This window comes from Alterileibacterium massiliense, from assembly GCF_900104645.1.
In the GTDB taxonomy this organism is placed as follows: domain Bacteria; phylum Bacillota; class Clostridia; order Peptostreptococcales; family Anaerovoracaceae; genus Alterileibacterium; species Alterileibacterium massiliense.
Genome location: NZ_FNWE01000002.1, coordinates 931,316 through 952,844, shown reverse-complemented (window position 1 = coordinate 952,844; position 21,529 = coordinate 931,316). Strand labels below are relative to the sequence as shown.

17 protein-coding genes are annotated in these 21,529 nt (G+C 29.9%); all 17 read left to right on the top strand.

Annotated features, from left to right (window positions below; genetic code table 11):
- The first annotated feature begins 31 nt into the window (after positions 1-31).
- The 17 genes from dxs to BQ5371_RS06130 all read left to right on the top strand — a co-directional run bounded on the left by dxs (position 32) and on the right by BQ5371_RS06130 (position 21,507).
- Entirely contained in the window at positions 32-1,894 is a 1,863-nt protein-coding gene (dxs, locus tag BQ5371_RS06210) for a 1-deoxy-D-xylulose-5-phosphate synthase (RefSeq protein ID WP_071132991.1), read from the top strand.
- On the top strand, positions 1,894-2,703 hold the full coding sequence (locus BQ5371_RS06205) for a TlyA family RNA methyltransferase (protein WP_071132990.1): 810 nt from the start codon (positions 1,894-1,896) through the stop codon (positions 2,701-2,703). Before dxs ends, BQ5371_RS06205 begins: the two co-directional genes overlap by 1 nt.
- 18 nt (positions 2,704-2,721) lie before the next feature.
- A complete protein-coding gene (thiE, locus tag BQ5371_RS06200; protein ID WP_071132989.1) occupies positions 2,722-3,420 on the top strand; it encodes a thiamine phosphate synthase in 699 nt (232 codons plus the stop codon).
- A 1-nt stretch (position 3,421) separates the two neighbouring features.
- Entirely contained in the window at positions 3,422-4,234 is an 813-nt protein-coding gene (gene thiD / locus BQ5371_RS06195; protein ID WP_071132988.1) for a bifunctional hydroxymethylpyrimidine kinase/phosphomethylpyrimidine kinase, read from the top strand.
- A gap of 80 nt (positions 4,235-4,314) precedes the next feature.
- A complete protein-coding gene (locus tag BQ5371_RS06190; protein WP_071132987.1) occupies positions 4,315-5,508 on the top strand; it encodes a pyridoxal phosphate-dependent aminotransferase in 1,194 nt (397 codons plus the stop codon).
- A 14-nt stretch (positions 5,509-5,522) separates the two neighbouring features.
- The gene (locus tag BQ5371_RS06185; RefSeq protein WP_071132986.1) at positions 5,523-7,124 is read left to right on the top strand and encodes an MBOAT family O-acyltransferase; all 1,602 of its coding nucleotides are present in this window, start codon (positions 5,523-5,525) and stop codon (positions 7,122-7,124) included.
- 11 nt (positions 7,125-7,135) lie between these two features.
- Entirely contained in the window at positions 7,136-8,200 is a 1,065-nt protein-coding gene (locus tag BQ5371_RS06180) for a hypothetical protein (RefSeq protein ID WP_071132985.1), read from the top strand.
- Positions 8,201-8,247: 47 nt separating this feature from the next.
- Entirely contained in the window at positions 8,248-9,759 is a 1,512-nt protein-coding gene (locus BQ5371_RS06175; RefSeq protein WP_071132984.1) for an amino acid adenylation domain-containing protein, read from the top strand.
- On the top strand, positions 9,752-10,582 hold the full coding sequence (locus BQ5371_RS06170) for a GNAT family N-acetyltransferase (RefSeq protein ID WP_071132983.1): 831 nt from the start codon (positions 9,752-9,754) through the stop codon (positions 10,580-10,582). Before BQ5371_RS06175 ends, BQ5371_RS06170 begins: the two co-directional genes overlap by 8 nt.
- Before the next feature lie 12 nt (positions 10,583-10,594).
- Complete coding sequence (locus tag BQ5371_RS06165; protein WP_071132982.1) at positions 10,595-10,831, top strand: phosphopantetheine-binding protein; 237 nt, start codon at positions 10,595-10,597, stop codon at positions 10,829-10,831.
- A 109-nt stretch (positions 10,832-10,940) separates the two neighbouring features.
- Positions 10,941-11,957, top strand: a complete 1,017-nt coding sequence (gap, locus tag BQ5371_RS06160) for a type I glyceraldehyde-3-phosphate dehydrogenase (RefSeq protein WP_071132981.1) — start codon at positions 10,941-10,943, stop codon at positions 11,955-11,957.
- A 27-nt stretch (positions 11,958-11,984) separates the two neighbouring features.
- On the top strand, positions 11,985-14,600 hold the full coding sequence (gene mutS, locus BQ5371_RS06155) for a DNA mismatch repair protein MutS (RefSeq protein ID WP_071132980.1): 2,616 nt from the start codon (positions 11,985-11,987) through the stop codon (positions 14,598-14,600).
- Positions 14,601-14,639: 39 nt separating this feature from the next.
- Positions 14,640-16,517: a DNA mismatch repair endonuclease MutL gene (gene mutL / locus BQ5371_RS06150; RefSeq protein WP_071132979.1), complete on the top strand. Its 1,878-nt coding sequence runs from the start codon at positions 14,640-14,642 to the stop codon at positions 16,515-16,517.
- A gap of 9 nt (positions 16,518-16,526) precedes the next feature.
- Positions 16,527-17,963 carry a tRNA (adenosine(37)-N6)-dimethylallyltransferase MiaA gene (miaA, locus tag BQ5371_RS06145; RefSeq protein WP_235821178.1) on the top strand — a complete coding sequence of 479 codons (1,437 nt, stop codon included), beginning with the start codon at positions 16,527-16,529 and terminating at the stop codon, positions 17,961-17,963.
- A 13-nt stretch (positions 17,964-17,976) separates the two neighbouring features.
- Positions 17,977-19,110 (top strand): tyrosine-type recombinase/integrase, encoded by a 1,134-nt coding sequence (locus tag BQ5371_RS06140; protein WP_071132978.1) that lies wholly within the window; start codon positions 17,977-17,979, stop codon positions 19,108-19,110.
- Positions 19,107-20,513: a methionine gamma-lyase family protein gene (locus BQ5371_RS06135; protein ID WP_071132977.1), complete on the top strand. Its 1,407-nt coding sequence runs from the start codon at positions 19,107-19,109 to the stop codon at positions 20,511-20,513. The genes BQ5371_RS06140 and BQ5371_RS06135 overlap by 4 nt, the downstream gene beginning before the upstream one ends.
- 94 nt (positions 20,514-20,607) lie before the next feature.
- Positions 20,608-21,507 carry a TVP38/TMEM64 family protein gene (locus BQ5371_RS06130; protein ID WP_071132976.1) on the top strand — a complete coding sequence of 300 codons (900 nt, stop codon included), beginning with the start codon at positions 20,608-20,610 and terminating at the stop codon, positions 21,505-21,507.
- Positions 21,508-21,529 lie beyond the last annotated feature (22 nt).

The window sequence follows — 21,529 nt, the reverse complement described above, 5'->3', positions numbered from 1 at the left end:
AATCTTTTCAAACAAAATAAGGAAGTAATAAATGTCAGAATTTAATTTAGAAGGCCCTGATTTAATAAAAAAAATTAAAAAATCAAATATTTCAGATCTTTATAACTTATCAAAAAAGATAAGGAGTTTTTTAATAGATAATGTTAGCAATACAGGAGGTCACCTATCATCAAATCTCGGAGCTGTTGAACTAATCGTATCAATACATAGGGTCTATAACTCACCTAAAGATAGGATTATATATGATGTTGGACATCAGGCATATGTACATAAGATACTAACTGGAAGAGCAGGTGATTTTAAAAATCTACGAAAAAAAGATGGGCTATCAGGATTTCCAAAAAGAGAAGAAAGTAACCATGATATATATGATACAGGACATAGTAGCACTTCATTAAGTGCAGGTCTTGGAATAGCTACAGCAAGGGATCTTTCGGGGAAAGATTATGAGGTTATCAGTGTAATTGGCGATGGGTCAATGACCGGTGGTATTTCTTTTGAAGCATTAAATAATATTGGCTCATCAGGTAAAAAAATTAGAATAATTTTAAATGACAATGGAATGTCTATTTCAAAAAATGTCGGTGGATTATCAAGTCATCTTTTGAATTTAAGCACATCAAAAAAATATCTTAATGCGAAGGAGTCTATGAAAAATAAACTTCCAGAAATACCTTTTATAGGTAAAAAAATTGCCGGCGGTTTGACGAGGTCAAGAGATAAGGTGAAATTTAGCCTTTTAACCAATCAGGGGATTTTATTTGAAGATCTGGGAATAAAATATATAGGGCCAGTTGATGGACATGATTATAAACAATTAATTAGAGCTTTTAACAATGCGAATAAAATTGATGGTCCAACAATTGTTCATGTCATTACAAAAAAGGGGAAGGGATATGAATGGTCTGAAAAATATCCAAGAAAATTTCATGGAATAGGGCCTTTTGATAAGTATACGGGTGAGAGCATAAAAAAAAGTAATTTACCTACATATTCTGCCATTTTTGGAGATAAAATTACAGAGATTGCTGATAAAAATGATAAGGTGGTAGCAGTTGCCGCAGCCATGGGTACAGCAACAGGACTTGGCAAATTTTACGAAAAATTTCCACATAGATATTTTGATGTCGGAATAGCAGAGCAACACGCGGTAATATTTGGAGCAGGAATGGCGATAAATGGATACATACCGGTTATTGCCATATATTCGTCTTTTCTTCAAAGAGCATTTGATCAGCTTATTGAAGATGTGGCACTTCATAATCTGCATATAATTTTTGCAATAGATAGAGCAGGATTAGTTGGTGCTGATGGTGAAACACATCAGGGACAGTTCGATATTTCATATATGAATATGATTCCAAATATGACTATTTTAACTCCTGCATCCGCTTCGCAGCTTGAAGAAATGCTCGATTATGCAATTAATGAATGTAGTACACCAGTTTCAATAAGATATCCAAGAGGAGAGAGCAATGATTTAAAACTACCTTTCAACGGCAAAAATAATAGGATTCAAAAAGGTGAAGATATTACAATTTATGCTGTTGGGACAATGATTTCTATTGCTATAAAAGTAAGGGATTTACTTAGCAAATATGATATTAACGCAGGAATTGTCTTGATAAATATAGTTAAGCCATATGATTTTTCCTTATCAGAATTTGAGAAAGATTCAAATACTAAGCTTCTTGCGATAATAGAAGATGGGATTTTTAATGGGGGTTTTGCTGAAAAATTTATTTCTAAGAACAATAATTTAAACAAGGAGATTCTTAATTTCAATCTTCCAGATGCATTTATTAAACAAGGAACTGTTGATGAACAGCTAGACTCTTGTGGAATGTCACCAGAAAAAATTACAGATAAGATATTAGAGGTATTTCAAAAATAATGAAGGAAAGACTAGATATATTGCTTGTAAACAATGGGTTTTCTGAATCGCGGGATAAGGCCAAAAGAATAATTATGTCCGGCAAAGTTTTCGTTGACGGACAATTAGCTGATAAAGCTGGTATTAAATATGATATTGATTCGGATATTCTTGTAAAAGGTGACCCTTGTCCATATGTTGGCAGGGGTGGTTTAAAATTAGAAAAAGCAATTAATACCTTTGATTTAAATTTAGAAGAATTAATATGCGTTGATATGGGTGCGTCAACCGGTGGTTTTACGGATTGTATGTTACAGCATGGAGCTAAAAAAGTATATTCTATAGATGTTGGATATGGACAGCTTGCATATAAACTTCGAGTTGATAATAGAGTTATTAATATTGAAAAGACAAATATAAGATATTTGGATAGAAGTTTGATAAAAGAGCCTGTTGATTTTATATCTATAGATGTGAGCTTTATTTCAACTAAGCATATGTTTCCAGTATGTAAAGATATTTTAAAAGAAGATGGCAAGGTAGTATCTCTTATTAAACCACAATTTGAAGCAGGCAGGGAAGAAGTTGGAAAAGGCGGAATTGTAAAATCCCAAAAAACACATATTGATGTAATTAAAAAAGTTATAAATTATGCAAAAGAGCAGGATTTAAACTTGCAAGGAATAACCTTTTCACCTATAAAGGGAACAAAAGGTAATATAGAATATCTATCATATTTTGAAAAAAATAAAGAAACTATAACAAATTATGAAGAAGAAATAATAAAATTAGTTGAAATTTCCCATGATAATCTAAACAATCTAAGGTAAATAGGGACAAATATTTTTATGAAAGCAAAAAAGAAAATTTTAAAAAAAGAGAACTTGCTTCTATATGCCATAACAGACAGAAGATGGCTATCAATTACAAAAAATGGTAATAAGAGAAAACCTGTGATGACCTTAGAAGAGCAGGTAGAAATATCTATAAAAGCTGGGATAACAATGCTTCAACTTCGCGAGAAAGATATTAATTACAATGATTTTTTAAAAGAAGCTATATCAATTAAGAAAATTTGCAACCAATATAACATTCCACTCATTATTAATGACAATATTGAGGTTGCTAAGGCTATCTCTGCTGATGGAGTTCACCTAGGGCAAGCTGATTTAAAAAAATCTGAAAAATGGAAGGATATCAAAGATGAATTAATAATTGGAATATCCGCTTCAAATGTAAATGAAGCTAAGATTGCCGAAGAGAATGGTGCAGATTATCTTGGCGTCGGCGATATATTTGGAACTTTAACGAAAGATAATGCAAGGCATATCTCAGTTGACATTTTAAAAGATATTTGTAATAGCGTATCCATTCCTGTAATTGCTATAGGAGGTATTGATTCAAATAATATAAAAGAACTTACCTATAGCAATATATCTGGAGTAGCGGTGATTAGTGCAATATTTTCAGAAGAAGATATAAACTATGCTACTAAGAATTTAAGAAGAAGATTAGATAATATGATTTTACAAAAGAAAGAAAAATAAGATGAAGAAACCTATTACTCTAACAATTGCAGGTAGTGACAGCGGTGCTGGTGCAGGTATACAGGCAGACATTAAGACTATGAGCATGAATGGAGTTTTTCCAACTTCTGTTATCACCTCACTTACTGCACAAAACACCTTGGGAATTAAAGAGATATATGAAATATCGCCAAAATTTATAAAAGCCCAGCTAGAAGCTGTCTTATCTGACTTATATCCCAAGGCAGTTAAGATTGGAATGATTAAATCCAAAGGCCTTGTTGGTGTAATTCTTGAAGAATTAATCAAATATAAGGTAGATAATATTGTTTTAGATCCAATTTTTTCATCAACAACAGGAACAACTCTTAATCAGAATGAAACATTTAAACTAATTATAGATAAATTATTTCCAATTAGCTCATTAATTACACCTAATATTCCCGAAACAAGGGAGATATTAAATTTAATTGGTGAGAAAATAGAGATTAATTCAAAATATGATATAGAAAAATCTGCCTTCATCATTGCAAATAAATATAAGTCTTCAATATTGATAAAAGGCGGTCATGGAAAAGAGTTTGCAAATGATTACCTGTATGATATTTCTAATGGTGTAGGAAGATGGTATTATATGAAAAAAATAGATAATCATAATACACATGGAACAGGATGTACGCTATCAAGTGCTATTACCGCTAATTTGGCTAAGGGGCTAAATCTTGAAGATTCAGTAGAAAAAGCAAAAGACTATCTTACGGGTGCAATTTCCGCCAAGTTTGATATTGGAAAAGGTGATGGACCTTTGGACCACGCATATTTAATAAATATATAATTTTATTTTAATGATGTTCTTAGTACTTCAGAATGGTATAATAAACTGATGATTTTAATATTATAAGGGAGGAATTAAAAATGGAAGTAAGCAAGATTGCAAGTTCGCTTCAATTTTCACCGATTAGAAGATTTAATCCAATAGCAGCAGAAGCTGCAAAGAGCGGAGTTAAGGTATATAAATTAAATATAGGACAGCCCGATGTTAAAACACCTGATGTATTTCTTGATAAGATAAAGAATTTTGATGAAAGCGTTATAGCATATCAGGAATCTCAGGGGGATTCTGCATTAAGAGAGGCTATTTCTAAGTATTTTAAAAATGAGTTCAGCGTAAATTTTAAACCCGATGAGATAATAACTACCATGGGTGGAAGCGAAGCTATAACAATTATGTTTGCCTGCATATTAAATCCTGATGATGAAGTGCTTATGCCTGAGCCTTATTATACAAATTATTCAACATTTATAAGTACAAGTGGCGGAAAGATTAAACCTGTTACAACTGGACCTGATGATGGGTATAATTATGCAAAAGAAGAACTTTTAGAAGATGCTATTTCCGATAAAACTAAGGCTATATGTATAATAAATCCTAATAATCCTACTGGATATGTTCTATCTGAAGATGAAATGGAATTTATTGCTGATTTTGCCATCAAACACGATTTATGGATAATTGCAGATGAGGTATATCGTGAATTTGTATATGATGGAAAGAAGGCTATGACTTTTGCATCTATTGAAAGGATTAAAGATAGATTGATTGTTATAGATTCAGTCTCCAAAAGATATTCTGCTTGCGGAGCGAGGGTTGGATTTATTGCCTCGCATAATGAAGAATTTATGCAAAGTGTTCTTAAATTCTGCCAAGGAAGACTATGTATACCTACTATTGACCAAGTTGGTGCTACAGCACTCTTTGAACTTCCACACTCATATTATGAAGAAGCCAGAGATGAATATGAAGCTAGAAGAGATGCTGCTTACGAAGAAATTAGTCAAATTCCTGATGTTGTATGCGTTAAACCTAAGGGAGCATTTTATTTAAGTGCTGAGCTACCGGTAGATGATGCAGAAGATTTTCTCATGTTTATGTTAAAAGAATTTAGAGACAATAATGAAACTACAATGTTTGCTCCATGTGCAGGCTTTTATGCAAGCGAGGGTAAGGGTAAAAAGGAAATAAGGCTTGCTTATGTTCTTAATCCAAAGGATATGAAGCGTGCTTGTGAACTTATAAAACTAGGTATAGCGGAATATAATTCTAAATAAACTAAGGAGCAATAATGTCTCTATTTTCCACTTACTTTATTATTTTCCTTATAGTTATTGTATTATTTTATTTTACCATCTTAAAGAACAGGCAATGGGTATGTTTACTTATTGCCAGTTACTTATTTTATATTTTTTGTGGTGGTTTAAAAACTTTACCATTTTTAATAATTACTACTATTTCAACATTCATAGCTGGAATTTTATTGGAAAAGACTCAAAAAAAATATGAATGTTTTATTAAGGAAAATAAAGATAAATTTGAAAAACATAAATTAAAACAATTAAAAGTTGATAATAGAACAAAAAAGAGAATTATACTTTCAATATTTATTATATTTAATCTTGGAATATTGGCAGTATTAAAATACAGCGGATTTATCGTTGAACAAATAAATCATATATTTGCACATAACAATCTTAATAAAAACATTGCTACACCTAACTTGTTATTACCACTAGGAATTTCTTTTTATACATTCCAATCCATTGGATATATTATTGATGTATACAGAGGTAAAATTAAAGCAGATAAAGATATTTTTAAGTTTGCTCTTTTTGTTTCATATTTCCCTCAAATCATACAAGGACCAATATCCAGATATAATCAACTAGCAAATCAACTTTATGATACTCACCAATGGGATTATAAAAGAGCTAAATTTGGAATTCAAAGGATGCTTTTTGGGTATTTCAAAAAACTTATTATAGCCGAAAGGGCAACTATTATTGTAGATGCTATTTTTAACAATCCTGATAACTATTCAGGATTCATTATATTTTTTGCAGCTTTCTTATATGGATTTCAAATATATGCTGATTTTTCAGGTGGAATAGACATTATAATAGGAACATCTGAAATACTAGGCATTAAAATGGAAGAAAATTTTAAGCAACCGTTTATGGCAAAAAGTATTGCAGACTACTGGCAAAGATGGCATATAACGCTTGGTACTTGGATGAGAGATTATCTATTCTATCCTCTTGCCTTATCAAAAAAATTTAATAAATTAGGCAAAAAATCACGAAGTATTTTTGGAAATCAAGTGGGGAAAATATTGCCAGCAGTTATTGCTTCTTTTATAGTTTTTTTGTGTGTAGGTATATGGCATGGAGCATCATGGAAATATATATTTTATGGAATATATAATGCTTTTTTTGTTTCTTCGGGCACTTTATTTGAAAAAAATTATATAAAAATAAAATCAAAACTTAAAATAACTGATGATTTAATTTCATGGAGGATTTTTCAAACTGCTAGAACTATATTTCTTGTTACTGTGGGAAGGTATATGACAAGAGCTGACAGTTTTAATATTGCATTAAAATTGATTAAAAATACATTAAAAAGATTTGATCCGTGGGTAATAATAAGACCATCTATCCTAGAAATTGGAGGAATTGGAATTTACGACTTTACAATTTTATTTTTAGCAATGATTTTATGGATTATAATTGATATTCTTCATGAAAATAATATTCAAATTAGAGAATATATATCAAAACAAGACATCGTATTTAGATGGACATTATATTTTATCGGTATTTTTTCAATAATAATATTTGGTAAATATGGTATAGGTTATGCTGCACGCTTTATATATCAGGGGTTTTAGGAGAGATAAACTTGAAAAATAAAACAATTATTATAAAATCAATAGTTTTTATTTTTATTTTTATTTGTCTTTGGTGTTTTTTTAGTTATTTTTTAATATTTAAATATAATTATGATGAATTTTATACCAAGAGATATTCATATTATGAAAAAGAAGATAAAAATAAAATTGATGTGTTATATTTAGGAACAAGTTCAATTCAAGATGGAATTAATCCGAATGCAGTTTTTTTGGAATCCGGTATTACAAGCTTTAATTTAGGTGCTCAAACAACAAATCCCATTTCGATATATTATCTATTTATGTATGCAATTAAATTTCAAACTCCTAAATTAATAGTTCTTGATCTTTCCGGAATTTCAGATAAAAGAAGTCCAGATGATGAACAATGGGAAGTAGGATACAGACTTTTTCTTGATACTTTCCCTGATAAAGATTTAAAACGAAAATATTTTGTAGATGTAATAAAAAGGAGTAATTATAAATCTAGTTGGTTGTTCCCGCTTCTCAGATATCATGATAGATGGATATATTCAAGAGATAATTCAATATCAAGATATTATTCTGGTTACGAAAAAGGAGTTGCTTCATATTTTACAACTAAGTCGCAATCATGGTCAGAAAACCTTGTAGTTAATAATAAAAATAAAAACAATCCGCAAATAGAATACTATAAAAGAATTGTCAAAGAATGTAAAAAAAGAAATATAAAAATTCAGGCTGTTATTACGCCTAAAAAAGAATTAGATATTAATTATTTGCTTTCTGCAAAGCAATTTTGTGAAGATAACAATATAGATTTATTAAAATTTGAAAAATTAAGCGAAATTAATGAAATTGGACTAGATACACAAAAAGATTTTATGGATATAGAGCATTTTAATTATTGGGGAGTAGAAAAATTTTCTAAATATTTTGCTAATTATATACAACAAAAATATGACTTGATAGATCATAGAAATGATAAAAACTATGATAATTGGTACGAGAATGCTATAGCTTACTATGAATTTATAGAAAACCAATATAAAGAATATAATAAAAATCCAGACGAATATATTTATTATGTTCATTAGTGTTGCTAAAAAATCTTCTACATTTTTATTCCATGGGAGGAGGTATCATGATATACAATGTTTTAGAATATTTAGAAAGCAGTAAGAATAAATTTCCTAATAAAACAGTTTTTTCTGAAAATGAACGAAAGTATTCATATCAAGAATTAATAAATATATCAAAAAAAATAGGTACATCGTTATCAAAAAATATTGATAACGATAATACGCCTATAGCAGTTTTGATGGAAAAAGGTATTGACTCATTAGCCACATATTTTGGAATTGTTTATTCAGGGCATCCTTACTCTCCAATTGATAACGAAATGCCTATAAAGAGAATTAAGTTAATCTTAGAAGTGCTTGATTTTCCTATAGTTGTAACAGATGACAATGGAATGAATATTTTAAAAACAATTAAATATACTGGAAAGATTATTAATTTTAATCAAGCAATAAGTGATGAAATAGATGATAATATATTAAATACAATTAGAAATAAACATATTGACACTGATCCTCTATATATAATCTTTACATCCGGATCAACAGGTGTACCGAAAGGGGTTGTTTTAAACCATAAAAACATAATTGATTTAGTTGAATGGATTGTACCAGCGTTGAAATTTGATGAAAATACAGTATTTGGTAATCAAACACCATTTTTTTTTGATGCTTCTGTTAAGGATATATATAGTACAATTAAATGTGGAGCAACACTAGAAATTATCCCTAAAAAATTTTTTGGCATGACTGGTAGACTATTTGAATATTTAGTTGAAAAAAAAATAAACACAATTTTATGGGCGACATCAGCCTTATGTATAGCAGCAAATGAAAAAATATTTGAAATTAAAATTCCTAAAACATTAAAGACAATAGCATTTGCGGGCGAAGCATTGCCGATAAATGCTTTAAATATATGGAAAAAATATCTTCCAGAAGCAAAATATGTCAACCTTTATGGTCCAACTGAAACAGCTGTTGATTGTACTTATTATATATTAGACAATAATTTTACATATAAAGATAATATTCCTATTGGAAATCCTTGTAAAAATATAGATATTCTTTTAATTAAAGATAATAAAAAGGCAAACCCAGGAGAAATTGGAGAAATATATGTTAGAGGAACTTCGGTATCCATGGGATATTATAATAATAAAGAAAAATCTAATGAAGCCTTTATTCAAAACCCTCTTAATAATAAATATAATGAAATTGTTTACAGAACAGGAGATATCGGTGTTTATAATGAAAAAGGTGAATTATTATTTTTAACAAGGAAAGATGACCAAATAAAGCATAGGGGATATAGGGTAGAAATAGGAGAAATTGAAAATGCCTTAAATTCTCTAGAAGGTATTGATAGAGCTTGTTGTGTTTTTAATGAAGATAAAGACTTAATAATATGTATTTATGTTGGTAATATTGATAAGAAAGAAATAATATTGGAAATAAAAAAAATCATACCAAAATATATGTGGCCAAATAGATTTATAAAATTAACAGAATTACCTATTAGTATAAATGGTAAAATTGATAGAGATTATTTAAGGAAAAAATACTGTAATGAATAATAATTTTTTAACTTTTTCAAATATAGATGATATTGAAACATATAATAAAATAATTAATAAGGCTAAATTAAATGGTTTAAATAAAAATAATTTTTATTATATAGGGGATACATTATTATCAAAAATACTCTCAAAAAAGCTAATGTACTCTTTTATAAATAATTCTCTAATAATTGCTGAAGATGAAATTAGTTTTTACAGGATATTTTTTTATTATAGTATTAAAGAGCCTTATTGTAACAAGATAAATTTATGTAAACCTGCAGTAATTGAATTACCATATAGTAAGTTAAGAGAAAATAGAATATATTCAGATATTAATTTTGTGAAAACAATGGGATTTAAACTTGGTAGAAATAGTGCACAAATGCTACTATCTTCTGAAGATGTTATAATTAGCAATTCAAAAAGCAAAGATTATGAAATAGTATATGCAGATCCCTCAAACTTACATGAAATTTTTTATAATATAAAAAATACTTTCAATAAACTTTATGCATATATTCCAACAGAAGATGAATTAATTAATAAAATTCTAAATAATAAAGTATATATAGCAAAGTCTTATTCAGGTAAAATACTAGGTCTTTTAAATTGTTGTTCTACCAAATCATATGCTATAATTAACCATATATTAGTTAACCAAGATGCTCGTGGTATGGGTGTTGCAAATTCACTTATAAATAAATATCATTACGATTACTATGATAGAGTTAAAGGTTTTATTCACTGGGTTGACATAGATAATATACCTGCTTTATCAATGTATAATAAGTTTGGATATAATTTATCCAACAAAAGGGCATATGAATATATTAAATAAATGGAGGACAATATGAACGAAAGAGTAATTGAAATTTTAGAAGATATTAGACCTGATGTAGATTTTGAAGCTGAAAATAAGCTTATTGATGATGATATTCTTGATTCTTTTGATATTATAGCGATTGTTCAAGAATTCAATGAGGAATACGATATAAATATCAATCCTGATGATCTTGAAGCTGAAAATTTTAATGATGTTAAATCGATGGTTAAGTTAATACATAAACTTCAGGAAGAAGATTTTTAATTTTTATATTCGCTACCAAAAACTCTTGAACATTTAAATGCATCCAAGAGTTTTTTATATTATTTATAAGATAAAAGCAGTTCTTTGATTAATAAACATAGGAGAAATTATGATTAAAGTGGCAATTAATGGTTTTGGAAGAATAGGAAGATTAGCTTTTCGAAAGATTCATGAAATGAATGATGTAGATATAGTTGCTATAAATGATCTCTCAGATGAAGTACAGTTATCATATCTTCTAAAATATGACAGTACGCAGGGAGCTTATCACGGTCACGATATAAGCCTCAAAGATGGAACTTTGATTGTTGATAATGATAAGATTAAAATATTCAAAGAAAAAGATGCAAACAACCTGCCTTGGAAGGATTTAGAAGTTGATATTGTAATTGAATGTACGGGTTTTTATACGAGCAAAGAAAAGTCTATGGCACATATAAATGCAGGAGCAAAAAAAGTTCTTATTTCTGCACCTGCTGGAGATGACATCAAAACCATAGTCTATGGGGTTAACCATGAAACGCTCACTAAAGATGATATTATAGTCTCTGGTGCATCTTGCACTACAAATTGCCTTGCACCCATGGCAAAGGCTTTAGCATCTTATAGAGAGCTTAGAACTGGATTTATGACTACTATACACGCTTATACAGGCAATCAGAAAATACTCGACGCACCTGCTGATAAAGGAAATTTAAGGCGTTCAAGAGCTGCTGCTATCAATATAGTACCAACAACGACAGGAGCTGCAAGTGCAATTGGTCTTGTTATACCTGAGCTTGATGGTAAGCTTATTGGGTCTGCACAAAGAGTGCCGGTAGCAACAGGTTCTATTACCATACTAGACGCTATGTTAAAAGATAAGACGGACTCAGTAACAGCTCTTGGCATCAATGAATGTATGAAATCATTTGCTAATGAAAGCTACGGATATACTGAAGAAGAAATTGTTTCAAGTGATATTATTGGAACTTCTTATGGTTCTCTATTTGATGCTACCCAGACCTTGGTTCAGAAATCAGGCACTCATATTTACGAAGTAAGAGTTGTTTCATGGTATGATAATGAAATGGGATACACCGCTCAGCTTATAAGAACTTTTAGACATATGGCAAATTTAATTTAAAAAATGAACTACTTTAAGGAGTATCCTTTGGACACTAAGAATCTTTCACCGATGATGCAGCAATATCTTGCTGTAAAAAATGAATACCCAGACTGCTTGCTAATGTTCAGATTAGGTGATTTTTATGAGCTATTTTTTGATGATGCAATAACAGTATCTAGAGAACTTGAGCTTACATTAACTGGTAGAGCCTGCGGTCTTAAAGAAAAAGCACCAATGTGTGGTGTTCCATATCATTCAGTGGCACCATATTTAAAATTACTTGCCGACAAGGGATATAAGATAGCCATATGTGAGCAGGTAGAAGATCCTAAATTATCAAAAGGAATAGTAAAAAGAGAAGTAGTCAGAATAGTAACTCCCGGAACAGTTGATTTAAATAGCGAAATAGATGGAAATGATAATGTTTTTATTGGATCTATTTCCTTTGCTTTAAATAAATATTCTTTTACATATTCTGATATTTCAACTGGTGAATTAATATCCACGAGCTTTGATAAAAGTGATTATGCAAATTTGATTTCGTTAATATCACTTATAAATCCTAGAGAGCTCATTATGAGTAAGGATACAGAGGGCAAACTATTAGATTATCTAAATAACAATTTAATTTCGCCATATATCAATATAATTGACGATTCCTATTATAAAATTTCAAATTGTAAGGATATTATTTTAAGGCAGTTTAAAGTAAATACGCTTATTCCTATCGGACTTGATGGTCGTGATGAGATAATAAGCTCTTGCGGTTCTTTGCTTTTATACATATTAGAAACAGAGATGCAAGATTTAACAAATATAAAACAGCTTGAAATTAGAAATAATAAAGATTATATGATTCTAGATAAATCTACTGTAAGAAATTTGGAATTGCTTGAGACGATATATGAAGGTAAGGCAAAGGGTTCTCTTATTGGAGTATTAAATAAGACTAAGACCTCTATGGGGGAGAGACTTTTAAAGAGATATATTAGAGAGCCTTTGATTAATAAGGATGAAATAATCAAAAGACAGAATTCATTAGAGTCTCTTATAAATAATAATATAGCAAAGAAAGAATTAAATAATCAGTTAAAAAAGATTTATGATTTTCAAAGACTAACATCAAAAATTGCAAAGGGAAGGGCAAATGCGAGAGATCTAATTTCTTTAAAACAAACCATTTCAGCCCTACCAGAAATTAAAAAAATTCTACAGCCAATTGATTCAGTGCTTATAAAAGAGATATATGAAAATCTGGATGATTTTGATGATTTATATGAGCTTATTCATAATTCAATAGTTGAAGAACCACCTGTAACTATAAGAGAGGGGAATATAATTAATGAAGGATATTCTACAGAATTAGACTCTCTAAAAGAATCCATTAAGTCTGCAAAGTCTTGGATTTTAAACCTAGAAAACAGCGAAAAGGAGAGGACTGGAATAAAGACATTAAAGGTGGGATATAATAAGATTTTCGGATATTATATTGATGTCAGCAAGTCACAGATTGATAATGTTCCTGATGAATATATAAGAAAACAAACTCTTGTAAATAATGAAAGATATGTTACCCCAGAATTAAAAGAAAAAGAATCTTTGGTTATAACAGCAGAGGCTAAAATAAATAAGCTTGAATATGAGATTTTCCAAGAAATTAGAGAAAAAATCATTCCATATACCATTAGATTACAAAAAGCATCCAAGGCTGTTGCAGAAATTGATGTACTCCTCTCACTATCTGAAGTCGCAATTAGAAATAATTATATAAAACCAATTATTGATGATAGTGGCATCATTGATATAAAAGAAGGAAGACATCCGTCAATTGAAGAAATACTAGGAGATAATATTTTTGTTCCAAATGATACCTTAATTTCTCTCGATGATAAGCCACCATATGATAAGAGTATGCTTATTATAACCGGTCCAAATATGTCAGGTAAATCAACATATATGAGGCAGACAGCTCTGATAGTTTTAATGGCTCAAATTGGCTCCTATGTCCCTGCTAGTTATGCAAGAATTGGAATTGTAGACAGAGTATTTACGAGAATAGGGGCTTCAGATAATCTAAGCTATGGACAATCAACTTTTTTTGTTGAAATGAGCGAACTGGCAAACATACTTAGAAATGCAACTAGAAAAAGCCTTATTATTTTAGACGAAGTTGGGAGAGGCACCAGCACCTTTGATGGATTATCAATAGCGTGGGCAGTAGCAGATTATCTTTCAACGAACGAAGATGCTATAAGGACGATGTTTGCAACGCATTATCATGAACTAACGCTTCTTGAGTCTCAGAATAAAAAAGTTAAAAACCTATCTGTTGCAGTATCAGATAATGGGAAAGATGTTGTATTTTTACATAAGATTGTTGATGGACCAGCTAATAAGAGCTATGGTATTCATGTCGCTAAAATTGCGGGCGTTCCTTCAAAAATTAGAATATCGGCTGAAAAGAAGTTAAAAGAGCTTGAAAAATCAAGTCTTTCAATTGGTATAAATAATAACATGGGGCAGATTAAATTTTTTGATGAAATAGATGATGCGACGAGTAATAATGACAAATTAATTGATGCACTTTACGATATTGAAATAGATAATATAACTCCAATTGATGCACTTAACAAGCTAAATGAGTTAAAACAGATGATATAAATCATATGAAAAATATGGGGGAAATATAATATAGCGAAAATGACCATTAATATTTTAGATAAGAATATTGCAGATAAGATTGCTGCAGGAGAAGTAATAGAAAGACCTGTTTCAATAGTAAAAGAGCTAGTAGAAAATTCAATAGATGCAAATGCGAGTCAAATTACAATAGAGATAAAAAATGGCGGTAAATCATTTATAAGAATAACCGACAATGGCGATGGAATTCCCCAAGATGAGGTCAGTATAGCTTTTTATAGACACGCAACGGGAAAGATAAGTTCTTTAGATGATCTAAATAATATCCACACCTTAGGTTTTAGGGGGGAAGCTTTAACCAGTATTGCTGCAATTTCAAGGCTGACAATTTTAACTAAAACAAATGATGAAATTTTGGGCACAAAACTAATACTCCATGCTGGTAAAGAAATATATCATGACTCAATAGGTATTAATAAAGGTACAAGTATAATCGTTCAAGATATTTTCTATAATACGCCAGCAAGAAGAAAGTTTATGAAATCAGATGGTGCTGAAGCAGCTGCGATAATTGATTTTTTAGAAAAAATAGCACTATATTATTCAAATATAAAATTTAGACTGATAAATAATGGAAGGGATATTTTTAATACAGCTGGTGATTCGAATTTAAAAAATACAATTGAAAATATATATCCATTTAAAGATTATAAAGATATGATTAAAGTGGATTTTCATGATTACTTATCAAATATCAGTATTAATGGGTATATTAGTGACCCAATGAGCACAAAAAAAACAAGGAAATCTCAAATAACCTTTGTCAATGGAAGAATCGTATCAAGTAAAATAATAGATAAGGGAATAGATAATGGATATGGAGATAGGGTTTTTAAAGGCTTTCCTGTAACAATATTATTTATAAATATTTCGGCAGGCTTGATCGATATAAATATTCACCCAAGTAAAAAAGAAATTAAATTTATAAATGAAAATGATATTATATATGTACTTTCTAAGGCTATTTCTAGCTCAATGAAAGCTGAAAAATCAATTCCAAAAATTTCTATATATGATAAAAAAGTAAATGAAAAAGAAGAAGGTAAGACCTTAGATTATCAGCTTGATATTAAAAATTATCTGAAAGAAAAAAGGAAGGTATCACTAAGGGAAGAAGGAAGGAAAGATTTAGAAGAATTAAAAGAAGATATAAATATATTCTATAAGCAAGAAGAAGTTATAGATAATATAAATAATATTGATAATATTAATGATGATAATAACAACATTGATAATATTATCCAAATAAAAAAAGACTTAAATAATTCGTTCAATTCTCTTGATTTTAATGATTTGAAGATTGCAGGATATATATTTAAAACATATATAATAACTAACGCAGGTGATAATCTATATATTATAGACCAACACGCAGCTCATGAACGAATTAATTATGAGAGATTGGTAGAAGCATATAATAAAAAAACACAATCACCTCAGAGCATTTTAACTCCTTTTTCAATTGAAGTATCTAGTTCAATATATGAAAGAGAAGACATTTGGTCTAAAATTCTAAAAAAACTTGGCTTTGATTTTGATGACTTTGGAGATAGAACATTTATATTTAGAGGCATACCTAAATATATGAATATAGAAGAAGCAAGACTATTTGTTCAAACTTTTATAGATGAGCTTGACGAAGAATTTCTAAATAGGTATGAAAACCTTAATTTTTTAAACAGCAGGGTTATTGATAAGCTTATTATGAAATCTTGCAAAAAATCGGTTAAAGGCGGAGATAAACTAAGTATAATGGAAATGCAGGAACTAATTGATGATATGAGTAAATGCGACAATCCATTTAGCTGTCCACATGGCAGACCGACGATGATAAAAATTAACAAAAATGATGTAGAAAAGATATTTAAGAGAAAGTAGAGGACAGAAATGAGCAAAGATAACAATTATTTATCAAAAGAAGAACTTCTACAGCGTATTCAAGAAATAAAAAATAAAAGGGATAGCCTTAAAGAGAAACAAAATGCTCTTAAAAATGTTGCAATAGCTGAATTAAAACTAAGAAAAGATATAGAGGCAAATAATCTAGATGATGAAATTATAAAGCATAGAGATGAACTTGAAAATAAATTAAATGAAAAGGAAGAAATTGCTGAGAAAATAGAGGCAAAAATACAATTAAAAGAAGATATAGAAGACTTAAAGAGGCAAAAGGATATAGCTTTTAAAGAAAAGCAACATGAGCTTGAAATGCAAAGAATTAAGAGAAAAAAGGAGCAAAATGAAAGGCTTGAACTTATTCGTAAGGCTCTAATTCAGAAAAAGAGGGAAAAGGCCCTTAAGAATTTAGAAGAAAAAAAGAAAGAAAATGCTGAAAAACTTAATATAGAAATTAAAGAAGATTCTTCAGATGCCATAGATGCGATAAATTCAAATTCACCAAAGGTTAAGCCAGTAGTATATATTATATCTGGACCAACAGCAGTAGGGAAGAGTTCAATAGGAGCTATGCTTGCTAGACAAATAGATGGCGAGATAGTTAACTGTGATTCGGTTCAAATATATAAATATCTTGATATAGGTAGTGCAAAGCCAACAAAAGAAGAAATGAATAAGGTTCCACATCACCTATATGATTTTCAAGACCCAAGAATTCCACTTACTGTAGCCGAATATCAAAGAATGGCACTTGATACCATAGATGAAATTATAAATAGAGGAAAGACTCCAATTATATGTGGTGGCACAGGTTTATATCTTAATTCTATTTTATATGATATGGATTTTGCAGTAGTATCTCCTGATAAAAAGAGGAGGGAAGAACTTGAAAAATTAGCGAGCGAAAATGGTTCAAAATATCTACATGAGTATTTGTCATCTGTTGATAAAAAGACAGCAGAAAGGATACATCCTAATAATACTCGTAAAATAATCAGAGCGATTGAGGCTTATGAATTAGGAAGTAATATTGAACCGATAAACAAGTGCAAGCCAAATAATAAGTACGATTTTAAGCTCTTTGGACTTACAATGGATAGAGATTGGCTATATGAGAGAATTAATAAAAGGACGCTAAAACTCGCAAAAAATGGTCTTATTGATGAGGTTAAAAAATTAAAAGAAATGGGTATTCCTGAGAATTCATCAGCGATGAAAGCGATTGGATATAAAGAGATTTATTCGTATCTTGAAAAAGAAATTACATTAAAGGAAGCTATTACGGATGTGATGAAAAATACTAGGCATTATGCTAAAAGACAGTTAACTTGGCTTAAAAGATATGATGACATTAAGTGGATAGAGATAAATAAAGGCGATAGATTAAGCGGTATTGTGCTATCAATAATTGAAAAAGCAAATAATTAAAATCGAGTAATAAATGGGTAAAACTAAGATAACAAAAAAAGAATATAGGATTCATAATAAAAGCGATAAGCCTGACAATATAGTTGAGAAAGAGAATCAAATTTATCTTGAATGTGAGAAGATAGAAGAAGAACTTCCAAGATTTCTTCGTCAGTATTTCGTTTATTTAAAGGGAAATATTCTTCCTATGAGTAGACTTGCTTATTTAAGAGATGTAAGATTTTTCTTTAATTATCTTATAAGTGAAACTGATTTGACAAAAGCACAAAGTGCAAAGGATATAACGGTTTCTGAAATTGATAATATTAGAGCTTCAGACATCAATCTCTTTATTGATTACTGCAGAAAATATACAGTTGATGAGGGTGATAGCATAGTTGTTTATGAAAACTCAAATAAAACACTTGCAAGGAAAAAAAGCTCCATAAGTGTTTTATTTAAACAGCTCTATAGGGACGGTTTAATTAAGGAAAATATAACTGATGGATTTGACCCGATAAGAGTTCCAAAACCAGGCGAAAAAGAAATAAAAGCACTTCAAGACGATGAAGTGATGATAATGCTAGATGCTGTTACTACCGGTTCTCATCTGACTGAACATGAAAAAAAATATTGGGAAAAAACAAAACTTCGTGATAAGGCAATTCTTGTTCTTTTTTTAACATATGGTCTTAGATTGTCGGAACTTGAGCAACTGAATATTAGCAGTTTTAATTTTTCAAGAGGTGACTTTAAGATATATAGAAAAAGAGGAAAAGAGTCAACGATGCCAATAAATAGAAGCGTTGAAATTGTTGTAAAGGACTATATTGACAACGAAAGAAATCCTGAAGCTAGCGATGAAGAAGCACTTTTCTTGTCATTACAGGGAAAAAGAATTACTTCAAGAGCGATAAGAGATCTTGTAAAAAAATATACATCGATTGCACTTAGTACTAGTCGTAAAGATGGATATAGCCCACATAAATTAAGAGCAACTGCAGCTACAAGTCTTATCGGCAGGGGTAATTCTATTTATGATGTTCAAGCACTTCTTGACCACGAGCAGGTTACTACTACCCAGCTCTATGCTTCGCACAAGATAAATGTTAAGAGGGACCTTGTAAATGATATGGAATGGGAGCTTGAAAGAAAGGAAGATAATTGATTTATAAAGATTTTTTATTAGATAAATTTGAAATAAATCCAAAAGTATATGATTTTATTCAAAATAGTGAAAATGAGCTCTCAGAAGAATTTAATTATCTAGATGAAATATGTTCTATAAACCAGCTTAAAGTTTTATCTGCTTTTCAGGAAAATCATATTAATGACTCTCATTTTTCTTGGAATACAGGATATGGTTATGATGATTCAGGAAGAGATGCAGTAGAGAGAGTATATGCCTCTATTTTTAATACAGATACTGCCCTAGTTAGAACTGGAATTGTAAATGGCACCCATGCAATTTCAACAGTATTATTTGGACTTTTAAGAGCAGGTGATGAGTTAATATATGCGACAGGGGAGCCTTATGACACATTAAAGACGGTTATAGGAACTATGTCAGGAAGCATTAGTTCAACAGCAAGCAGTAAACACTTATCAGGTAAAAAACAGGTAAATAATTCTTCAAATTTTGAATATAAAGATGCCAAAAACAATGAAGATAAAATTTATAACAAGGGAACTCTTCTAGACTATGGTATTAAATTTAAGTCCGTTCCATTAAAAAAAGATGGACACATAGACTTAGATTTATTAAAAGAAATGATAAGCGATAAAACAAAGGTTATAGCATTACAGAGGTCAACTGGGTATGCTTGGCGTTCAGCTATAAGCATATCTGAGGTAAAAGAAGCATCAACCTTAATTAAATCAATCAATCCCAATATAATTATTTTTGTAGATAATTGCTATGGAGAATTTATTGATTCTATAGAGCCTACAGATATAGGGGTAGATATAATTGCAGGGTCACTTATTAAAAATCCGGGCGGTGGTTTTGCACTTAGCGGAGGATATATTGCAGGAAGAGAAGAACTGGTAAAACTAGCATCTTACAGGCTTACCTGCCCTGGGATAGGCGATGAGTGTGGATTAACCTTTGGTCAAAATAGAACTATATTGCAAGGCCTTTTTATAGCTCCAAAGGTTGTTAATTCAGCTGCTAAAGGTGCCTTATTATGTGGCCTTGTTTATGATAAGCTTGGATTTATGGTATGTCCACCTGTAAAAGCAAAGCGAAATGATATTGTGCAAGCTATCAAATTTAATGATCCCGAAAAAATGGTAACTTTTTGTCAGTCAATACAAGCTGCATCACCGATTGATTCTTATGTAACACCGATACCATGGGAAATGCCAGGGTATGATGATAAGGTAGTCATGGCAGCAGGTAATTTCGTACAGGGATCATCAATTGAACTAAGTGCAGATGCACCTATGCGAGAGCCTTATATCGCTTATTTTCAAGGCGGTTTAACATATGAACATTCAAAATATGGAGTTATAAAAAGTCTGGATTTACTTGTAAAAAAAGGCTTAATTGACGATACATCATTATCGTAAACTAATTAAAAATTATTAATAATATCAAAAAATTTTTATTTAAAAATTACTGAAATATAATTTATAGATAAAATTACTGGGATAGGATTTATAGATGCTTAAAAATAAAAAAAAGCGATTTAATATAATTAATAATATCAAGACTAATACAGCTGATTTAACAAGAAAAGAAAAGTTTATCATTATTGCTAAGCTAATGGCTTTTCTTTTTATTATAATTGGTTTGCCACTTATAATTATTATTTTTTATAGGGATATTTTCTTTAATACCAAGTCTTTAAGGCATCTTTTGACATCATTTTCAAATAATAAATTTGAAGCTTTTATAGTCCTTATCTTAACGCAGATAACCCAGATAATCATATCTATTATACCAGGTCAACCTATACAAATAGCTGCAAGTTATACTTTTGGATTCTGGGGAGGACTTTTAATAACTCTCACAGGTGCTATTTTAGGAACTATAATAACATATATGCTAGCATCATTTCTTGGAAGAAGTGCCATGCGAATTATTTTTGGTAAAGATAAGATTAATGAATATTCCAAAAAATTAAATAATCGAAAATCTTATCTAATTATATTTATTTTATATCTTATACCAGGTATACCAAAGGATAGTGTGAGCTATATAGCAGGTATATCAGAGATAAAATTAAGACCATTTATATATTTATCTACACTTGGAAGAATCCCAGGTGTAGCAGGAAGTCTTTTGCTAGGATATTTTTCTAAGACACATAATTATGAAGGGTTAGCAATAGTATCCGTAATAGCTATTTTAATATTTGGAGTTTCAATTTATAGAAGAAAAGAAATTGCAGAATGGATTGATAGCGTTGAAGAAAAAGGCGATCGAATGGAAGAACTAGATCGTGAATATAGACTTAAGATTAAAAATATAAATAAGGAACGCAGAGAGAAAAAGAGAAAGATAGAAATTGATATAGAGAATAAAAATAGGAAAATTGATATGAATGATAAAAAGGAATAATAACTATTCCCAAAATTGTGAT

Coding starts and splice junctions, on each gene's coding strand:
- BQ5371_RS06165 (WP_071132982.1), top strand. CDS start 10,595: ATGAACGAAAGAGTAATTGAAATTTTAGAAGATATTAGACCTGATGTA.
- BQ5371_RS06185 (WP_071132986.1), top strand. CDS start 5,523: ATGTCTCTATTTTCCACTTACTTTATTATTTTCCTTATAGTTATTGTA.
- BQ5371_RS06190 (WP_071132987.1), top strand. CDS start 4,315: ATGGAAGTAAGCAAGATTGCAAGTTCGCTTCAATTTTCACCGATTAGA.
- BQ5371_RS06140 (WP_071132978.1), top strand. CDS start 17,977: ATGGGTAAAACTAAGATAACAAAAAAAGAATATAGGATTCATAATAAA.
- miaA (WP_235821178.1), top strand. CDS start 16,527: ATGAGCAAAGATAACAATTATTTATCAAAAGAAGAACTTCTACAGCGT.
- thiD (WP_071132988.1), top strand. CDS start 3,422: ATGAAGAAACCTATTACTCTAACAATTGCAGGTAGTGACAGCGGTGCT.
- dxs (WP_071132991.1), top strand. CDS start 32: ATGTCAGAATTTAATTTAGAAGGCCCTGATTTAATAAAAAAAATTAAA.
- BQ5371_RS06170 (WP_071132983.1), top strand. CDS start 9,752: ATGAATAATAATTTTTTAACTTTTTCAAATATAGATGATATTGAAACA.
- BQ5371_RS06175 (WP_071132984.1), top strand. CDS start 8,248: ATGATATACAATGTTTTAGAATATTTAGAAAGCAGTAAGAATAAATTT.
- BQ5371_RS06205 (WP_071132990.1), top strand. CDS start 1,894: ATGAAGGAAAGACTAGATATATTGCTTGTAAACAATGGGTTTTCTGAA.
- thiE (WP_071132989.1), top strand. CDS start 2,722: ATGAAAGCAAAAAAGAAAATTTTAAAAAAAGAGAACTTGCTTCTATAT.
- gap (WP_071132981.1), top strand. CDS start 10,941: ATGATTAAAGTGGCAATTAATGGTTTTGGAAGAATAGGAAGATTAGCT.
- mutL (WP_071132979.1), top strand. CDS start 14,640: ATGACCATTAATATTTTAGATAAGAATATTGCAGATAAGATTGCTGCA.
- BQ5371_RS06130 (WP_071132976.1), top strand. CDS start 20,608: ATGCTTAAAAATAAAAAAAAGCGATTTAATATAATTAATAATATCAAG.